Source organism: Mycobacterium colombiense CECT 3035 (assembly GCF_002105755.1).
In the GTDB taxonomy this organism is placed as follows: domain Bacteria; phylum Actinomycetota; class Actinomycetes; order Mycobacteriales; family Mycobacteriaceae; genus Mycobacterium; species Mycobacterium colombiense.
The window spans coordinates 407,898-422,689 of record NZ_CP020821.1 but is presented as its reverse complement, the minus strand read 5'-3'; the positions used below and the strand labels follow the sequence as shown (position 1 = coordinate 422,689).

Here is a 14,792-nt window from a genome sequence, read left to right as displayed (position 1 = left end):
CACCGAATCCCGCAAGCCGGCGGTGTCGTCGGGGTCAGAGAGAGCGCACCAGCGCCGCTCGCCCCTTGGTGCGCATCTTGTAGGTGGCCGAGCCGCGGTATTGCTCCATCCTGGCGGCCATCTTGTTGCCCAGCTCCTCGAGCTCGGCGTCGGTGATCTTCACCTCCGGCGGAGCGGGAATCATGTCGCGCTCCTCTTCGTCGGCGTGCGCCTCCAGCACGGTCTTGAACGAGTTCCACTCGTCCTCGTAGCCGGGCGCGCTCTGCGGCGTCCTCAGCAGCACGGAGAGCTGGTCGACCACCTGGCGGTGCTCGGCGTGGGCGACCGCGATCAGCTTGCTAGCAGCCTTGAGCGCCGGGTAGTACAGGTCGTCCTCGATGCGGAAGTGGATGTCGAGCTCGATCAGCATTTCGTCGAAAAGGGCATGGCGCTCTTCGGAATTCACCGGCGCCTCACTGATCTTGCGACCCAGGCCCTTGATCACGACGTGGTGATCCTTGAGCACGTCATAGGCGTTCAATTGGCTCCTCCTTTTGCGATTCCTACCGCGCCGCCGGGAGCGGGCTGCTGCTCGCCGCGGACTTCGACCACTCCGTCGACCAATCGGGCCTCGTAGCACGGCAGCGGCGCTGCTGCCGGACCGCGCACAACTTCGCCGGACTCGGCGGCGAACCATGAACCGTGCCAGGGGCACACCAGCCGGCCCCGGTCCATCCAGCCGTCGGCCATCGGCGCGGCCAGATGGGGGCAGAATTCCCCGTACGCCGCGACCTCGCCGGGCTTGGTCTGGCAGACGACCAGGCCCACGCCGTCGACCTCGACCCGTACCGGCTTGCCGTTCAACGAACTTGCGGGCAGCACCGGAGTCCAGGTGGAGGTGCGCAGCCGCGGACCGGACTGGTCGATACCGATCCCGGACTCGAAGACCAGCGCGCCACCGAGGTAGCTGCCGGCCACCGTGATGCCGTAACCGAGGGCGGTGAGCAGGATGCCGCGACCGTGGCGCCCCTTGCGCCGGTCCCACCACGACTGCATGTACAGCGCGGTGGCGGCGACGTTCACCAGGCCGTGCACCGCGCCGATCCGGCGGTCCTCCTCGTGGGTGTGCTGCCAGTCGGTGACGCCGGTGACGGCCGAGCCGAGGCTCGCCAAGATGCCCACCCCCAGCGCGCGCGACGCGAATCGCGACGCATCGACGACCTCGGAGGCCGGCTGTCCGGGCAGGATGCTCAGCGCGTCGAGCGCCACCGTCGTCCCGAGCGCACCACTCGTCAGCGACGCCAGCGGCGGGTGGACCGGGTGACCGAGCCAGACGCCGTTGAGCGCGTTGGCGACGGTGTTGCGGGCGCCGCCGAGCCCGTTGTAGGCGAAGCTGAGCAGGTGTTCGAACCGATAACTCGGCCGATCTATCCACTCCTGGCGCCCGATAGCGGCCAGAACCTTCGATCCGACCTGCTGCAATCGACCCGCTCGTGGCCGACCCACCATGGCACCAGTTCCTTCCTCAGATCAGTGGAAAATCCACGGCTACGACCGCAGAACCGAACGTTTACCCCTTGTTTACGCCGCGCACACATGCATGGAACGGCTGTCGTGACCCACCGTAGCCGCGGGCTTCCGCCATTTAATTGCGTGCAACCTGTGAATTAGCGCCAAGCATTCTTGTAGAAACCTGGCGGTGGGCGCCATACGGTGATTGACCGGCGCCCGAGACTGCGAGATTCTACTGAGCGGAGAATTATTCTGTTAGACAGAGAAATCACAGAGGGGCCATGGCAGACCAGCGCGGCGAATTCGCCGAGGTCTTCGCGAACGTGCGCCGGGGACTGATCCCCGCACACATCTACAACGACGCCGAACTGTTCGCGCTGGAGAAGCAGCGGCTGTTCAGCCGCGCGTGGACGTTCGTGGGACACGAGTCCGAGATCGGCCAGGACGGCGACTACGTGGTGCGCCGCGTGCTCGACGACTCGTTCATCATCACCCGCGATTCGCGGGGCACCGTGCGGGCTCTGTTCAATATGTGTCTGCATCGCGGAATGCAGGTCTGTCGCGCCGAGATGGGAAACGCCTCCAACTTCCGCTGCCCGTATCACGGCTGGACCTACCGCAACGACGGCCGGCTCACCGGATTGCCGTTCCACCGGGAGGCCTACGGCGGCGACGAGGGGTTCGCCAAGGACCAAACCCTGCTGCCCGCACCGAATTTCGCAAGCTACAACGGCCTGATGTTCATCAGCCTGGATCCGAAAGCCGAACCGCTGGAAGAGTTCCTGGGCGACTTCAGGTTCTATCTGGACTACTACACGAAGCAAAGCGCCGGCGGTATCCAGGTGCGCGGGCCGCAGCGCTGGCGGATCAGGGCGAACTGGAAGATCGGCGCGGAGAACTTCGCCGGCGACATGTACCACACCCCGCACACCCACGCGTCGATCGTCGACATCGGGCTGTTCCGCGAGCCGAAGGCCCAGAAGCGCAAGGACGGTGCCACCTATTGGGCACACCGCGGCGGTGGAACCACCTACAAGCTCCCGCCGGGCGGCTTCGAGGAGAGGATGCGCTACGTCGGCTACCCCGACGACATGATCGGCCGGATCAAAGACTCCTGGACACCGCAACAGCAACGGGTGGTCGGCGAGGACGGATTCATGATCTCGGCCGCGACGTGCTTTCCGAACCTGAGCTTCGTGCACAACTGGCCCAAGGTGCGCGACGGTCACGACGACGAGGTGCTGCCGTTCATCTCCATCCGGTTGTGGCAGCCGATCAGCGAGAACGAGACCGAGGTGTGTTCGTGGTTCGCGGTGGACTCCGCGGCTCCCGAACAGTACAAACAAGACTCGTACAAGGCCTATTTGATGTGCTTCGGTTCCACCGGCATGTTCGAGCAGGACGACGTGGAGAACTGGGTGTCGCTGACCACCACCGCGGGCGGTTCCATGGCGCGACGGCTGCTGCTGAACAGCAGGATGGGCCTGCTCGCCGACGACCGTCCCGTCATCGAGGCGTTGTCCCCCAACGCTTTCCACGGCCCCGGGCGCGCGCAGGTCGGCTACAACGAGCACAACCAGCGCACGCTGCTGAACATGTGGGCCGACTACCTGCAAGGGGCGCCCGCATGAGAAAGCCGTTGCCGTGCCTGCCTTTCAGCGACACTCGTCACCTGGAAGCGCATCAGTTCCTGGTGGACGAGGCGTACCTGCTCGACGCCCAGGAGTATGAGGCGTGGCTGGACACGCTGACCGACGACGTGCGTTACACCATGCCGGTGCGCGTCACGACCGCGCGCGGTGCGGGCTTCGACGCGTCACCGGAAAGGGGGCCCGGCATGGACCATTTCGACGAGGACAAATACTCGCTGTCCCAGCGGGTCGCGCGGATGGGCACCGAGCACGTGTGGGCCGAGGACCCCCCGTCGCGGCTGCGGCATTTCATCACCAACGTGCGCACCTTTCCCGGCGACGACGAGGCCCACCTGGCGGTCGAATCCGCCGAGCTGCTGTTCCGCAGCAGGGGTGACGTCAACGACAGCGCCCTGATGTCGTGCGGGCGCCGCGACGTGCTGCGCCGCTGCGATGGCCGCTGGAAGCTGGCCCGCCGCACGATCATCCCCGACGAGTCGGTGCTGCGGATGCAGAACCTGGCGGTGTTCCTGTGAACGATGAACTGCAGCGGCTGCTCGACGGCGCGGTCGGTGAAGCGCTCAGCGTCGCAAACGAATTCACCGAGGTCGTGGTGCGCCGGGTGGACACCCGCAACGGATCGCGGCTGTTGATCAGCGCGCCCAGATCCGGGCAGTGGATCACCCTCGACGCGCTGGAGGTCGAGGCATTGACCTGGCAGAACCCCCGTACGCTGGCCGCCATGGTCGGCAATTCGCATGCGCCGCTGCTGCCCGACGAGAGCGAAGCCCAGCCGTGACCGGCTGGCTGGAGGGCAAACGCGCCCTGGTCGTGGGCGCCGGTTCGGGGATCGGCCGCGCCGTGCTGGCGGCGTTCGCCGCAGAGGGAGCGAATGTCGCTGTGCTGGAACGTGATCCGCAGAAGTGCGACGCGTTGCGCCAGCAGTTGCCGCAGGTGCCGGTGGTCGAGGGTGACGCCACCACCCGCGAGGCCAACGACCGCGCCGTCGCCGCGGCGGCCGACGCCTTCGGCGGGCTGGACACGCTGGTCAACTGTGTCGGGGTCTTCGACTTCTACCGGGGGCTGGGCGACATCGAGGCCGACGCTCTCCCCGATGCGTTCGACGAGATGTTTCGCACCAACGTGCTGAGCCATCTGCAGTCGGTCAAGGCCGCGATGGCGGCGCTGCGACGCGGGAGCGGTTCCTCGATCGTGCTGACCGAGTCCGCGTCGTCGTTCTATCCCGGGCGCGGCGGCGTGCTCTACGTGTCATCGAAATTCGCGGTGCGCGGCCTTGTTTCGGCCTTGGCGCACGAACTGGCGCCCGACATCCGGGTCAATGGGGTGGCGCCCGGCGGCACGCTGAACACCGACCTGCGCGGCCTGTCCAGCCTGGGGCTGGACGCGACCCGGCTGGACGACAGCCCCGACCGGGCGAGCGAGATAGCGGCACGCACTCCCCTGCGCGTCGCGCTCACCGGCGAGGACCACGCGTGGAGTTACGTGTTCCTGGCGTCCGAGCGCAGCCGCGGGATCACCGGCGAAACCGTCCGGCCCGACGGCGGATTCGGGCTGGCCCCGCGATGACCGGCCTGGATCAGCGGCGCGCGCTGGTGGCGCAGGGCTGCCGCGTCGCGGCGGCCCGCGGGCTGGTCGACGGCATCCTCGGCCACCTGAGCCTGCGGGTCGATGACGAGCGCCTGCTGGTGCGCTGCCGAGGCGAGGCCGACACCGGGGTGGCATTCACCCGGCCCGGCGACATCCGGCTGATCAGATTCGACGGGACCGCCGGTGCCCCAGGCGAACTCGACGGGTACCGCGTTCCCAACGAACTGCCGATCCACGTCGAGACCATGCAGGCCGACCCGGGACACGTCGCCGTCGCGCACCTGCATCCGCCGGACGTGGTCGCCGCCGATCTGGCGGGCATCACGATCCGGCCGATCTACGGCGCCTACGACATTCCCGGCGCCTGGCTGGCACGCGGTGGGGTGCCCGTCTACGAACGCGCGGTGCTGATCCGGAATTCGCGGCTGGGCAGGGAAATGGTGGCCGCGATGCGCGGCCGGCCGGTGGTGATCTGCCGCGGACACGGGATCACCAGCGCCGCCGCCACCGTGCAGCAGGCGGTGCTGCAGGCGATCAGCCTCGACGCCCTGGCCCGGATGTCGTTGCGGGTGCGCGCGGCCGGTGGCACGCTGCGCGCCATCGACGACGCGGACTGGGATGACCTGCCGGACCTGGGGTTTTCCTTCACCGCCGAGGCGGCCTGGCGGCACGAGGTGGCACGGCTCACCGAACGCTACGAGAGCTGATCGCCAATCTCCTTGGCGGCGGCCACAAGTGCGGCGGCCACCACCGGATACCGCGAGGCCGCCAGCCGGTTCAGCGGCGCGGCGGCGTTGAGCGCGAGCCGCAGCCCGGGCGCGCGGGTCGGGATCGGCACGGCGACCGACGCGACGCCTTCCTCGCTCTCCTCGGAGTTGGTGGCGTAGCCGCGTTCGCGGATGCCGGCGAGCTCGGCTTCCAACTCGGTGCGGCTGCCGATCGAATGCGAGGTGATGCGCTCCAGTTGCTCGCGCGGCAGCAGCGCGTGCAGTTCCGGTTCCGGCAACTGGGCCAGCATGACCTTGCCCGTCGAGGTGCAGTGGGCCGGCATCGCGCGGCCCAGCCGCGAGGCCACCCGCACGGCCGCGGGCCCCTCCACGGCGGCGACGAATCGGACCGTGGCGCCGTCGAGCATGCCGACGTGCACCGTTTCGCGCAGCTGTTCGCTGAGGCTGCGCATGACGGGCGCGGCGGATCGCGCGATGTCGATGCGGCCGAAGATGGCGAACGCCACCCCGGTCAACGAGGGACCGGGCAGATAGGCCTTGGACACCGGGTCCTGGCGGACGAACCCGCGGTAGGCCAGCATCGCCAGCAAGCGATGCGCGGTCGACGACGCGACGCCCAGGTAGCGCGTCGCCTCGCTCAACCGGATCTGGGGTTGTTCACCCAACAGCAGCAACAGCTTGAGCGCGTTGTCGACCGACTCGATCGGATACTGCGGCGCAAGCGAATCGGCGACGGGCTCGCGCTTTTTCTGCATGACATGACGGTACTCGCGGCTCCGTGAAAAATTGCCCCGGTTAGAGCAGGCTCAGCATGATCGCGCCCAGCAATCCCGCGGCCATCACGACGCCGGTGCTGGCCGCGACGGCCTTCCCGCCGAAGCTGCGGGCGACCATCGCCGCGCCCGGGATGCTGACGGCGGGAAGGGTAATCAACAGCGCGCCGAGCATCCCCGACGAGGCCCCGAGCACGGCCAGGCCCTGTAGGACGGGGATTTCGCCGGCCGTGGGAATGACGAGCAGAGTGCCGACGATCGCGGCGAGCACCACCATGACGAGGCCCTGCAGCAGGCCGTGGTGCACCGGCTGAACGAGGGTGAGCAGCCAGCCGCGACACGCGCCCACCAGCAGCACCAGGATCGCGTACTCGGGCAACAAGAACACGCACAGGCCCAGCAGCGCTCGCCCGAACCGGCACCGTCTCCCCACCGGCTCGCCCGCACCGGGCGCATCGATCGCCGCGGCCGCCGGGGCCGGGCCGCCGTCCGCGGGAGTCACCAGCGCCACCGCCCCCGCGACCGCAAGCACCGTGGCCAGACCGACGACCACTCTGGTCAGCGTCCACTGCCAGGGGGCGACGAAGGACAGGAAGACGATCACCGCCGGATTCAGCAACGGATTGCCCAGCCAGTACGCGACGGCCGCGGGGGAAGCGACGCCGTTGCGGCGCAACGTCACGGCGACCGGCGCGGCGCAGCACGTGCACATCATCGACGGCATGCCGGCGACCCCGCCGGCCAGCGCGCTCGCGATCGGATGGCGACGGTTCAGGGCCCGCGGCAGCCATGAGCTCGGCAACAGCGCCTGCACCGACGCGCTGATCAGCAACGCCACCACGAGGGCCGGCCAGATCGATGACCAGTACGCGTGGAAGAACGTCGCGGCGGCATGCCACGAAGGGCTGTCGCCGGCGTGCACCGAACCCACGGACAAGATGTTGCGGGCGGACCAATGATGGGTGCGCCCGGCGCTCATGGCCTTGGTCACATACGGCGTCCACTTGGCCCAGAGCAGTCCGATCACGAACACCGCCGATGCGGCCAACACACCCCATGCGACGTCCGCGCGTTGCAACGCCCCAATTGCCTTGACCGGCAATGGCTTCGCCATGGTCCATGACGCTAGACCAAAGCCGGCCCGCGGCGCGCCCCGGGTGGCCGCGGCCACGGCGGGACGATGCCGCGTTTCACATGATCCGGAATCGGAGGACAGCTATTATTCTCGGCATCGTGAGCGGGGCTATTCACGCTGGATACCGCCGTTACGTCGCCATCGGTGACAGCCAGACCGAGGGCCTGTGGGACGGCGACGACACCATCGGCCTGCTCGGATTCGCCGACCGGCTCGCGGTGATGGTCGATTCGCTCTATCCCGGCCTGCAATACGCCAACCTCGCGATCCGCGGAAAACGGATCGGCCACGTGCTCACCGAGCAGCTCCCGCAGGCGCTGGCGATGCGGCCCGACCTGATCACCGTCTGCGCGGGCATGAACGACGTCATCCAGCCCGGGCGATCCTTCGCGCCCGCCCTTGCCGACCTCGAGCACATCTACGCCGCGCTGGCCGATTCGGGCGCGACGGTGGTGACGACGACCTTCCCGAACGTCGCCCAGTTCCTGCCGCTGGGACGGCTGGTGGCCGGGCGGCTCGCCCGGATCAACGGGGCCATCAGCGCGGCGGCCCATCGCTACGGCTTCCGGCTGGTCGACCTGTACAACGCGCCGTCGATGCGCGAGTTGGACACCTGGGCCATCGACCGGGTGCACGCGTCCAGCAAGGGTCACATGCTGTTCGCCGCCGCGGCCGCAGAGGCGCTCAATTTGCCTGACAGCAACCATGATTGGGCGCGCGGCGGCCTCAACCCCACGCAGCGTTCCCTCGCGGCGGGCACCTTCGAGCAGTTGCGCTGGACGCAGGAGAGCTTCTTCCCGTGGATCTGGCGGCGGCTGCGCGGCCTGTCGTCGTACGACGGGCGCGAACCCAAACGCCCGCGGCTGGAGGGCCTGGACACCCCGAGCGAATTCAAGCGCACACCTTAGGACACGGATTCGCGACCGGTCAGGCATCCTTGACGCATGAATCTGGAGCCCTTGCTGCACTCGATTCCCCCGCTCGCGGTCTACCTGGTGGTCGGCGGTGTGGTCGGGATCGAGAGCCTGGGCATCCCCCTGCCGGGTGAGATCGTGCTGGTCACCGCCGCGCTGATGTCGTCGCACCACGACCTGGCCGTCAACCCGGTCGGCGTCGGTGTCGCCGCGGTGATCGGCGCGGTGATCGGCGATTCGATCGGCTACGCGATCGGGCGCCGGTTCGGCATGCCGCTCTTCGACCGGCTGGGCCGGCGGTTCCCGAAACATTTCGGGCCCGGCCACATCGCGCTCGCCGAAAAGTTGTTCAACCGCTGGGGCGTTCGCGCCGTGTTCCTGGGCCGCTTTATCGCGTTGCTGCGGATCTTGGCCGGCCCGCTGGCGGGGGCGCTGAAGATGCACTACCCGCGGTTCCTGGCGGCCAACGTCTCGGGCGCGATCTGCTGGGCCGGCGGCACGACCGCGCTGGTGTACTTCGCCGGAATCGCCGCCGAGCGCTGGCTGGAACGGTTCTCCTGGATCGGTCTGGTGATCGCCGTGGTGGCCGGGCTCACCGCCGCAATCCTGTTGCGGGAACGCACATCCCGGATGATCGCGGAATTGGAGGCCGAGCATTATCGCAAGACCGGCACCGCCGCGTCCGACACCGTCTGACTAGACGGCCTCGCCGGTGTCCGCCACCAGCGGCGGCCGGTGTTCGTCGATCAAGGCGCGGGCCATCTTGCGGGCGCGCAGCGCGGCGTCCATGTCGCCGACGGCGGCCAGCACGATCGCGCCTTTCATCAGGATGTGCCAGGACGAGGCGAATTCCTCGACGTCGGTCAGGCCGGCCGCAACGGCGCGGCGCCGCACGATGTCGCGGACGTGGTCGATGTGGGTGATGCAGGCCTGACCGACCGGGTGATCGGACCCCACCTCGAGCAGCACGTTGATGAACGAGCAACCCTCGTACCGGTCGCTCAGCTGGAACCAGTCGTGCATGACGTCGAAGATCGCCAGCAACTGCTCCTCGGGGGTGTTGCCGCGCTGACGCGACTGCTCCTCGATCAGCCCGCGGGTCCAGATCTCCTCGCGGCGCACCAGCACGGCCAGCACCAGGTCATTCTTGGTCGCGAAATGGCGGTACAGCGTCGCCCTGGCGACACCGGCCCGTGCGATCACCTCGTCGGTGCCCACCGCGCGGATGCCACGCCGACTGAACAGGTCATAGGCGGCGATCAATACGCGTTCGCGAGGCGACGCGGTGGGTGCTCCGACCTCCGGAGAAGTCATATAGGACTTAACGTACTCTTAGGCCCCCGCCGGTAGACAGACCGCCCTGTCTCGTTATAGAAAAGAGATTCGCATCCGCGAACAGTCTGTCTTCAGACATTAGGACGGGCATCCATCGGAGCGCCTCAGGCGCTTATCGATCAGGGGGTCCACCATGAATTTCGCCATTGTTGAAGCGATGCCCACCAGTCACCTGACGCTGAGCACCAAACTCGTCTACGAGCTCGGCGACCCCAACTCCACGCTGCGCGCGACCGCGGATCGCAGCGGTGCGTCGGTGGTGATTTACGCCGGCGGCGAGGTCGACGCCTACAACGAGGACACCTGGGGGCACCTGGTGCGCGAGGCGGCCAGCGGTGTCACCGCGCCCGGCTTCTTCGTCGTCGACGTCACCGGGCTCGACTTCATGGGCTGCTGCGCCTTCGCGGTGCTGGCCGAGGAGGCCAAGGGCTGCCGCGAGCGCGACATCGATTTGCGCCTGGTCAGCCGCGACCCGATCGTCGAGCGCATCGTCGACGCCTGCGGGCTCGGCCGCCTGCTGCCGATCTACCCGACCGTCGACTCGGCGCTGTCCGCGGCCGCTCGCTGGTAGATCGCCGGGCCGTCATCGGCTCATGGGCGACCATCCCACCGTCGGTGCCGAGGAAGAATTCCTCCTCGTCGACCCGCAGACCGGCGCGCCCGCCCCGCGCAACGCGGCGGTGGCCGAGGAAGCCGAGCAGCGCGGCGTCGAGTTACAGCTCGAATTGAGCAGCTGTCAGGTGGAAACCACCTCGCAGGTTGCTTCGACCAGCGCCGAGCTCGGCGAGGAACTCAGCCGGCTGCGGCGCACCGCCGCGCGGGCCGCCGAGGACGCCGGCGTCCAGCTGCTGGCCTGCGGGCTTCCGCCGACCACACCGCACGAGTTTCCCGTCACCGACACCCCGCGCTACCGCAGGATCGGCGAGGAGTTCGGGATGATCGCCCACGAACAGGGCATCTGCGGATGCCACGTGCATGTGCAGGTGCCCGATCGCGCCGCGGCCATCCACGTCAGCAATTGGCTGCGGCCGTGGCTACCGTCTTTGCTTGCGCTGTCGGCGAATTCGCAGATCTACCGCAACGCGGACAGCGGCTACGCGAGCTGGCGCAGCGTGCTGTGGCGGCGCTGGCCGGCCGCCGGGGCGCCGCCGTTTTTCGCCTCACCCGACGAGTACGACGACGCGGTGCGCCGGTTGGTCGATACCGGAGTGATCCTGGACAAGGACATGATCTATTGGGACGTGCGCCCTTCCGCGGACTTCCCGACGGTCGAGGTCCGGGTGGCCGACGTGCCGGCCACCGTCGCCGAGACCGTGCTGCTCGCCACCCTGATCCGGGCGGCGGTGATGACCGCCCTCGACTCGCCCGATGAGGCGCGGCGGCTACCGCCCGGTGCGCTGCGCGCGGCGTACTGGAAGGCCGCGCACGACGGATTATCAGGCCGCACACTGGATTTGATCCACGGCCGCGGTGCGGTGCCGGCGGGTGAGCAACTGGGCGCGCTGGTGCGGCGGGTGCGTCCCGCACTGGAGTCGCTGGGCGAATACGACCGCGTTCGCAGCGAACTCGACCGTGTCATCGCCACCGGCAACGGGGCGATGCGCCAGCTGCGGGCGTGGCGCCGACGCGGCGAGGTGATGGATGTCATCGCCGAAGCCGCCGCGGCCACGTTGAGTTGAGGCAACGCGGCCAACGCCGTCGCCGGGCCCGGTCCCTCGTCAGGCCACGGCGAGCAGGCGATACAGGCCGATCAGGCCGACGACCACGATGACGCCGCGCAGCGCGTTGCCCGACAGCCGGCGCCCGTAACGCGCCCCGAGCAGCCCGCCGACCAGTGAGCCCGCCGCGATCAGGCCGGCCGCCGGCCAGCTGATCCGGTCGAATGCCACCGACGTATACGCAACGGCGGCAACAACATTCACCACCAGGGCCAGCAGGTTCTTGGCGGCGTTCATCCGCTGCACCGACTCCGGCAGCAGGGCACCCATCAGGCCGACCAGCAGGATGCCTTGCGCGGCGGTGAAATAGCCGCCGTAGACGCCCACGGCGAAGGTGCCGAACACCAGCGCGGCCATCCGGCGCGGGCTGACGTGCTCGGCCGAGCGTCCCGCCTCCTGCGCGCGCCGGGCCGTCCACGCCTGGATTCGCGGGCCGATCACCACCAGCACCAGCGCCAGCACCAGCAGCACCGGCACGATCTCGGCGAAGACTTTCTCCGGCAGATGCAACAGCAGGTAGGCGCCCAGCACCGCGCCCGCCAGCGATGCCGGGATCTGCCACCGCAGCCGATCCCACTGACCGCGCAGTTCGGCGCGATAGCCCCAGGTGCCCGAGACGCTGCCGGCGACCAGACCCGTCGCGTTCGACATGGTGGCTGTCACCGGCGGATACCCGAGTGCGACCAGGGTCGGGAAGGTGATCAGGGTGCCGGACCCGACCAGCGCGTTGATCGCACCAGCGCCCAGCCCGGCCAGGCATATGAGGAACATCTGAGATGGCGACACCGAAGAAAAACCTTAGCCTGCCGCCGATTTCGGCGCGAGGCGAGGATCGCCCCGACTCCCCCGATCAGGCGGGCGGGCCTCGGCGCCGCGGTCCACGCCGGTCCGCAGCTTGACCGAGGCCGAATACGCCAGTGTCCGGAAGTGCAGGACCGGATCGTCGGAGGGCTCGATCCCGTCGGTGACGCGCATCGGGTCGAACACCACGATGTCGTCGCCGTGCTCGCGTTCGGTGTCCAGGCCGGTGATCGACAGCGTGCCGACGGTGACGATCTGCGTGCTCTGCCAGGCCGCCGACGGGTCCACCGTCGAGTCGGTGGGCCCGGCGATCTGCACCCGGAAGTCGAACCGCACCGGCCCGTCGTCCAGCCGCGCCTTCAGCTCGTCGGTGAGGAAGTCCGCATCCTTGTGCCCGGCGTCCGACCCCGACAGGTACTCCTCGGGCGCGGTCGGAACCAGGTGGTAGCGAACGAATCTCGCGCTGCCGTCGGAGGCCGTCCAGCGGAAGGCGTGCAGGCCGTGGTATTCGATGGTGGCGTAGCTGGCCGGGACGCGGCCGGCCTCACGCAGGATGGGCAGCGCGCCGAGCAGCCCCGGATGGAAGAGCAGGTGCTTGGCCAGGCGCAGCGGTGTGGTGAGGCCGGGCCGCATCGCCTTGAGCAGGTCGATGAAGCCGTCCGGCGTGCTGGAGACGAACAGGCGGGCGGTCTGCGTCGAGACGTCGGTGGTGGAGCCGTCGGGCAGGGTGAACTTGACCGCCATTCCGCGCACGCCGGAGGCGCCGTCGCGTTGTTCGGGGTTGCCCGATCCGTTGGAGAAGCGGATCAGCGCCGGAACGGTCGAGCCGTCGAGATGCCGTGCGCGCGAGAGCATGAGCGCGTCGGGGGTCGCGGTGAACGTGCCCCGATACAGGGTGCCTTTGGCGTGCAGTGCGCGGCAACCGGGCCGTGCTCCCCCGGCGCCCCGAATCGCCTCGATCGCCTGGTCAGGAGTAAGTCCACCGCTCATGGACGAATCTTAGTCGGCTCACCTAGGAAAGCCGAAGAGTTCGACGACACCGTGATCGCGACCGGCGGTGTAGCCGCCGTCGACGGCGAGGGCCTGGCCGCTGACGAACGAGGCGTCGGGAGACAGCAGGAAGGCGGCCATGGCGGCGATCTCGTCGGGCTGCCCCAGCCGCTGCAGGGCGTGTTCCTTGGTGATGGAGGCCAGCGGGGCCTCCATCCCGGGAATGCTGAAGACGCTGTGCGCCATCGGCGTATCGATGAAGCCGGGGCAGATGACGTTGGCCCGGATGCCGCTGGGCCCGTAGTCGAGCGCGATGTTCTTGGTGAGCAGCACGACGCCGCCCTTGGCCGCGTTGTACGAGCTGCCGCCCGCGGTGCCCTCCAGGCCCTCGACGCTGGCGACCGTCACGATCGAGCCCCGTTCGCCGTCGGCCCGGGGTTGTTCGATCATTGTGGCCAGGGCCGCCTTGGCGACCAGGAAGGTGCCGGTGAGGTTGATCCCGATCACCCGGTCCCATTCGGCGCGGTCGAGCAGGTGTACCGGGCCGCCCCCGGCCACACCCGCGGCGTGGAAGAGGCCGTCGAGGCGGCCCGGCACCGCGGCCAGCACCGCGGCGATCGCGGCTTCGTCGGTCACGTCGGCGGGCACGAAGGTGAACCCCGGACCCAGGTCGTCGGGCGGTGCGGCCAGGTCGGCGCCGATCACGGTGCCGCCCTCGGCCAACAGGCGACGCGCGGTGGCCAGCCCGATGCCCGACGCGGCACCGGTCACGACGAAGGTGCGGGAACGGGCGCGCTCGGGGTTCACCATGTCGGATCCTTGTCTGGGTCGGTGCGGCCGGTCGGCCCAGTCATGGTGACACACCGCCCCGGCGAACATCGGAGTTGGCGCCAAACCGGTTCGCGCCGTGTGCTTTCCACACCAGCCCGGCGGTTTGATAGCGGGGCTGTATCAGGCTATAGCAAAGCCGTCTTGGACAGTGCCGCCGCCGCTGGAGGACGATAGGCCCACGGGTGAATTTCGCTGGGCCCGACGGCGTTAGGAGTGACGATGTCAACAACTCAATCCCGTCGGACGGGACGGCGCGTCGCAGCGGTGGGCGCGGCCGCCCTGACCGCGCTCGCCATCGTGGCCACCACCGCCCACCGGGGCGAACGCGGCGCCGCGGTGGCGCTGGCGTCCGACGACGCGATCGCCATCGCGCAGGGCGTCTCGGTCACCCTCGCCCCCGGCTGGACGGTGGGAAATCGCGGCCCGAACTGGGTGGCGCTGAACAACGCCGACACCACCGCGCAGCTGCGGATCACGGTCAAGCCCGCGGGCGGCGCGGACGCCGCCGCCCTGCTGCAGGCCGACATCGACCAGTTCACCGGCGGCGCCGCGGCCATCTTGACGGATGTGAACCGGCTGAACCCGCCCGACACCAAGCCGCTGCCCGGCGCGAACTTCCAGCAGGAAGCCTCGGTCAACTACACCGCGACCGTGGTGAACCCGCAGGGCCCGATCCCGGTCATCGGCACGTTCACCGAGCTGCTGAACACCTCGACCGGCCGATCGGCGTTCATCGACTTCCGGCAGGACAGCAGCGCGACCACCCAGGCCGCCGGCGACGGCGGAATGATGATCGGCTCCATGGAGTGAGCCGCCGGCCCGCGCGGGCGAGGGTCG

The 14,792-nt window shown here is 69.0% G+C and carries 18 protein-coding genes; 10 read left to right on the top strand and 8 right to left on the bottom strand.

Translation table 11 applies throughout. The features are described 5' to 3' along the window. Window positions 1–34 precede the first annotated feature (34 nt). Both B9D87_RS02225 and B9D87_RS02220 read right to left on the bottom strand, forming a co-directional pair. The gene (locus B9D87_RS02225) at window positions 35–520 is read right to left on the bottom strand and encodes a hemerythrin domain-containing protein (RefSeq protein ID WP_007774632.1); all 486 of its coding nucleotides are present in this window, start codon (window positions 518–520) and stop codon (window positions 35–37) included. Continuing rightward, window positions 517–1,488, bottom strand: coding sequence for a Rieske (2Fe-2S) protein (locus B9D87_RS02220; RefSeq protein WP_007774635.1), 972 nt, complete (start codon window positions 1,486–1,488; stop codon window positions 517–519). The genes B9D87_RS02225 and B9D87_RS02220 overlap by 4 nt, the downstream gene beginning before the upstream one ends. Before the next feature lie 284 nt (window positions 1,489–1,772). Here B9D87_RS02220 and B9D87_RS02215 point away from each other — a divergent pair, with 284 nt between their 5' ends. The 5 genes from B9D87_RS02215 to phtC are packed head-to-tail and all read left to right on the top strand — an operon-like array spanning window position 1,773 to window position 5,437. Continuing rightward, on the top strand, window positions 1,773–3,122 hold the full coding sequence (locus tag B9D87_RS02215; RefSeq protein ID WP_007774637.1) for an aromatic-ring-hydroxylating dioxygenase subunit alpha: 1,350 nt from the start codon (window positions 1,773–1,775) through the stop codon (window positions 3,120–3,122). Next, window positions 3,119–3,658, top strand: a complete 540-nt coding sequence (locus B9D87_RS02210; RefSeq protein ID WP_007774638.1) for a 3-phenylpropionate/cinnamic acid dioxygenase subunit beta — start codon at window positions 3,119–3,121, stop codon at window positions 3,656–3,658. The genes B9D87_RS02215 and B9D87_RS02210 overlap by 4 nt, the downstream gene beginning before the upstream one ends. Continuing rightward, the gene (locus tag B9D87_RS02205; protein WP_007774641.1) at window positions 3,655–3,921 is read left to right on the top strand and encodes a hypothetical protein; all 267 of its coding nucleotides are present in this window, start codon (window positions 3,655–3,657) and stop codon (window positions 3,919–3,921) included. The genes B9D87_RS02210 and B9D87_RS02205 overlap by 4 nt, the downstream gene beginning before the upstream one ends. Then, a complete protein-coding gene (gene hcaB / locus B9D87_RS02200) occupies window positions 3,918–4,709 on the top strand; it encodes a 3-(cis-5,6-dihydroxycyclohexa-1,3-dien-1-yl)propanoate dehydrogenase (RefSeq protein ID WP_007774644.1) in 792 nt (263 codons plus the stop codon). Before B9D87_RS02205 ends, hcaB begins: the two co-directional genes overlap by 4 nt. Further along, window positions 4,706–5,437, top strand: a complete 732-nt coding sequence (gene phtC, locus B9D87_RS02195; protein WP_007774646.1) for a 3,4-dihydroxyphthalate decarboxylase — start codon at window positions 4,706–4,708, stop codon at window positions 5,435–5,437. Before hcaB ends, phtC begins: the two co-directional genes overlap by 4 nt. Here phtC and B9D87_RS02190 read toward each other — a convergent pair. Next, window positions 5,425–6,213 carry an IclR family transcriptional regulator gene (locus B9D87_RS02190; RefSeq protein ID WP_007774648.1) on the bottom strand — a complete coding sequence of 263 codons (789 nt, stop codon included), beginning with the start codon at window positions 6,211–6,213 and terminating at the stop codon, window positions 5,425–5,427. The two genes, phtC and B9D87_RS02190, sit on opposite strands and share 13 nt — an antisense overlap. 40 nt (window positions 6,214–6,253) lie before the next feature. Continuing rightward, complete coding sequence (locus B9D87_RS02185; protein ID WP_007774649.1) at window positions 6,254–7,345, bottom strand: permease; 1,092 nt, start codon at window positions 7,343–7,345, stop codon at window positions 6,254–6,256. A 119-nt stretch (window positions 7,346–7,464) separates the two neighbouring features. Between B9D87_RS02185 and B9D87_RS02180 the strand changes: the two genes are divergently transcribed. Together B9D87_RS02180 and B9D87_RS02175 are read left to right on the top strand one after the other, a co-directional pair. Beyond that, window positions 7,465–8,274 (top strand): SGNH/GDSL hydrolase family protein, encoded by an 810-nt coding sequence (locus B9D87_RS02180; RefSeq protein ID WP_007774651.1) that lies wholly within the window; start codon window positions 7,465–7,467, stop codon window positions 8,272–8,274. Between the two features lie 36 nt (window positions 8,275–8,310). Then, complete coding sequence (locus B9D87_RS02175) at window positions 8,311–8,976, top strand: DedA family protein (RefSeq protein WP_007774653.1); 666 nt, start codon at window positions 8,311–8,313, stop codon at window positions 8,974–8,976. On the opposite strand, the gene B9D87_RS02170 is transcribed toward B9D87_RS02175, so the two are convergent. Next, window positions 8,977–9,594, bottom strand: a complete 618-nt coding sequence (locus tag B9D87_RS02170) for a TetR/AcrR family transcriptional regulator (protein WP_040631394.1) — start codon at window positions 9,592–9,594, stop codon at window positions 8,977–8,979. 154 nt (window positions 9,595–9,748) lie between these two features. Here B9D87_RS02170 and B9D87_RS02165 point away from each other — a divergent pair, with 154 nt between their 5' ends. Both B9D87_RS02165 and B9D87_RS02160 read left to right on the top strand, forming a co-directional pair. After that, entirely contained in the window at window positions 9,749–10,186 is a 438-nt protein-coding gene (locus tag B9D87_RS02165; RefSeq protein ID WP_007774657.1) for an anti-sigma factor antagonist, read from the top strand. Window positions 10,187–10,208: 22 nt separating this feature from the next. Next, entirely contained in the window at window positions 10,209–11,294 is a 1,086-nt protein-coding gene (locus B9D87_RS02160; RefSeq protein WP_007774659.1) for a glutamate--cysteine ligase 2, read from the top strand. 39 nt (window positions 11,295–11,333) lie between these two features. Here B9D87_RS02160 and B9D87_RS02155 read toward each other — a convergent pair whose 3' ends face one another. Genes B9D87_RS02155 through B9D87_RS02145 form a run of 3 tightly spaced genes read right to left on the bottom strand, consistent with a single transcriptional unit; the run spans window position 11,334 to window position 13,934 of the window. Beyond that, window positions 11,334–12,119: a sulfite exporter TauE/SafE family protein gene (locus B9D87_RS02155; protein WP_007774661.1), complete on the bottom strand. Its 786-nt coding sequence runs from the start codon at window positions 12,117–12,119 to the stop codon at window positions 11,334–11,336. Window positions 12,120–12,131: 12 nt separating this feature from the next. After that, window positions 12,132–13,124: a catalase family peroxidase gene (locus B9D87_RS02150; RefSeq protein ID WP_085382792.1), complete on the bottom strand. Its 993-nt coding sequence runs from the start codon at window positions 13,122–13,124 to the stop codon at window positions 12,132–12,134. Between the two features lie 18 nt (window positions 13,125–13,142). After that, window positions 13,143–13,934: an SDR family NAD(P)-dependent oxidoreductase gene (locus B9D87_RS02145; RefSeq protein WP_007774666.1), complete on the bottom strand. Its 792-nt coding sequence runs from the start codon at window positions 13,932–13,934 to the stop codon at window positions 13,143–13,145. 357 nt (window positions 13,935–14,291) lie between these two features. On the opposite strand from B9D87_RS02145, the gene B9D87_RS02140 reads away from it, so the two are divergent. Beyond that, complete coding sequence (locus B9D87_RS02140) at window positions 14,292–14,765, top strand: hypothetical protein (protein ID WP_080598632.1); 474 nt, start codon at window positions 14,292–14,294, stop codon at window positions 14,763–14,765. The last annotated feature ends 27 nt before the right edge of the window (window positions 14,766–14,792 follow it).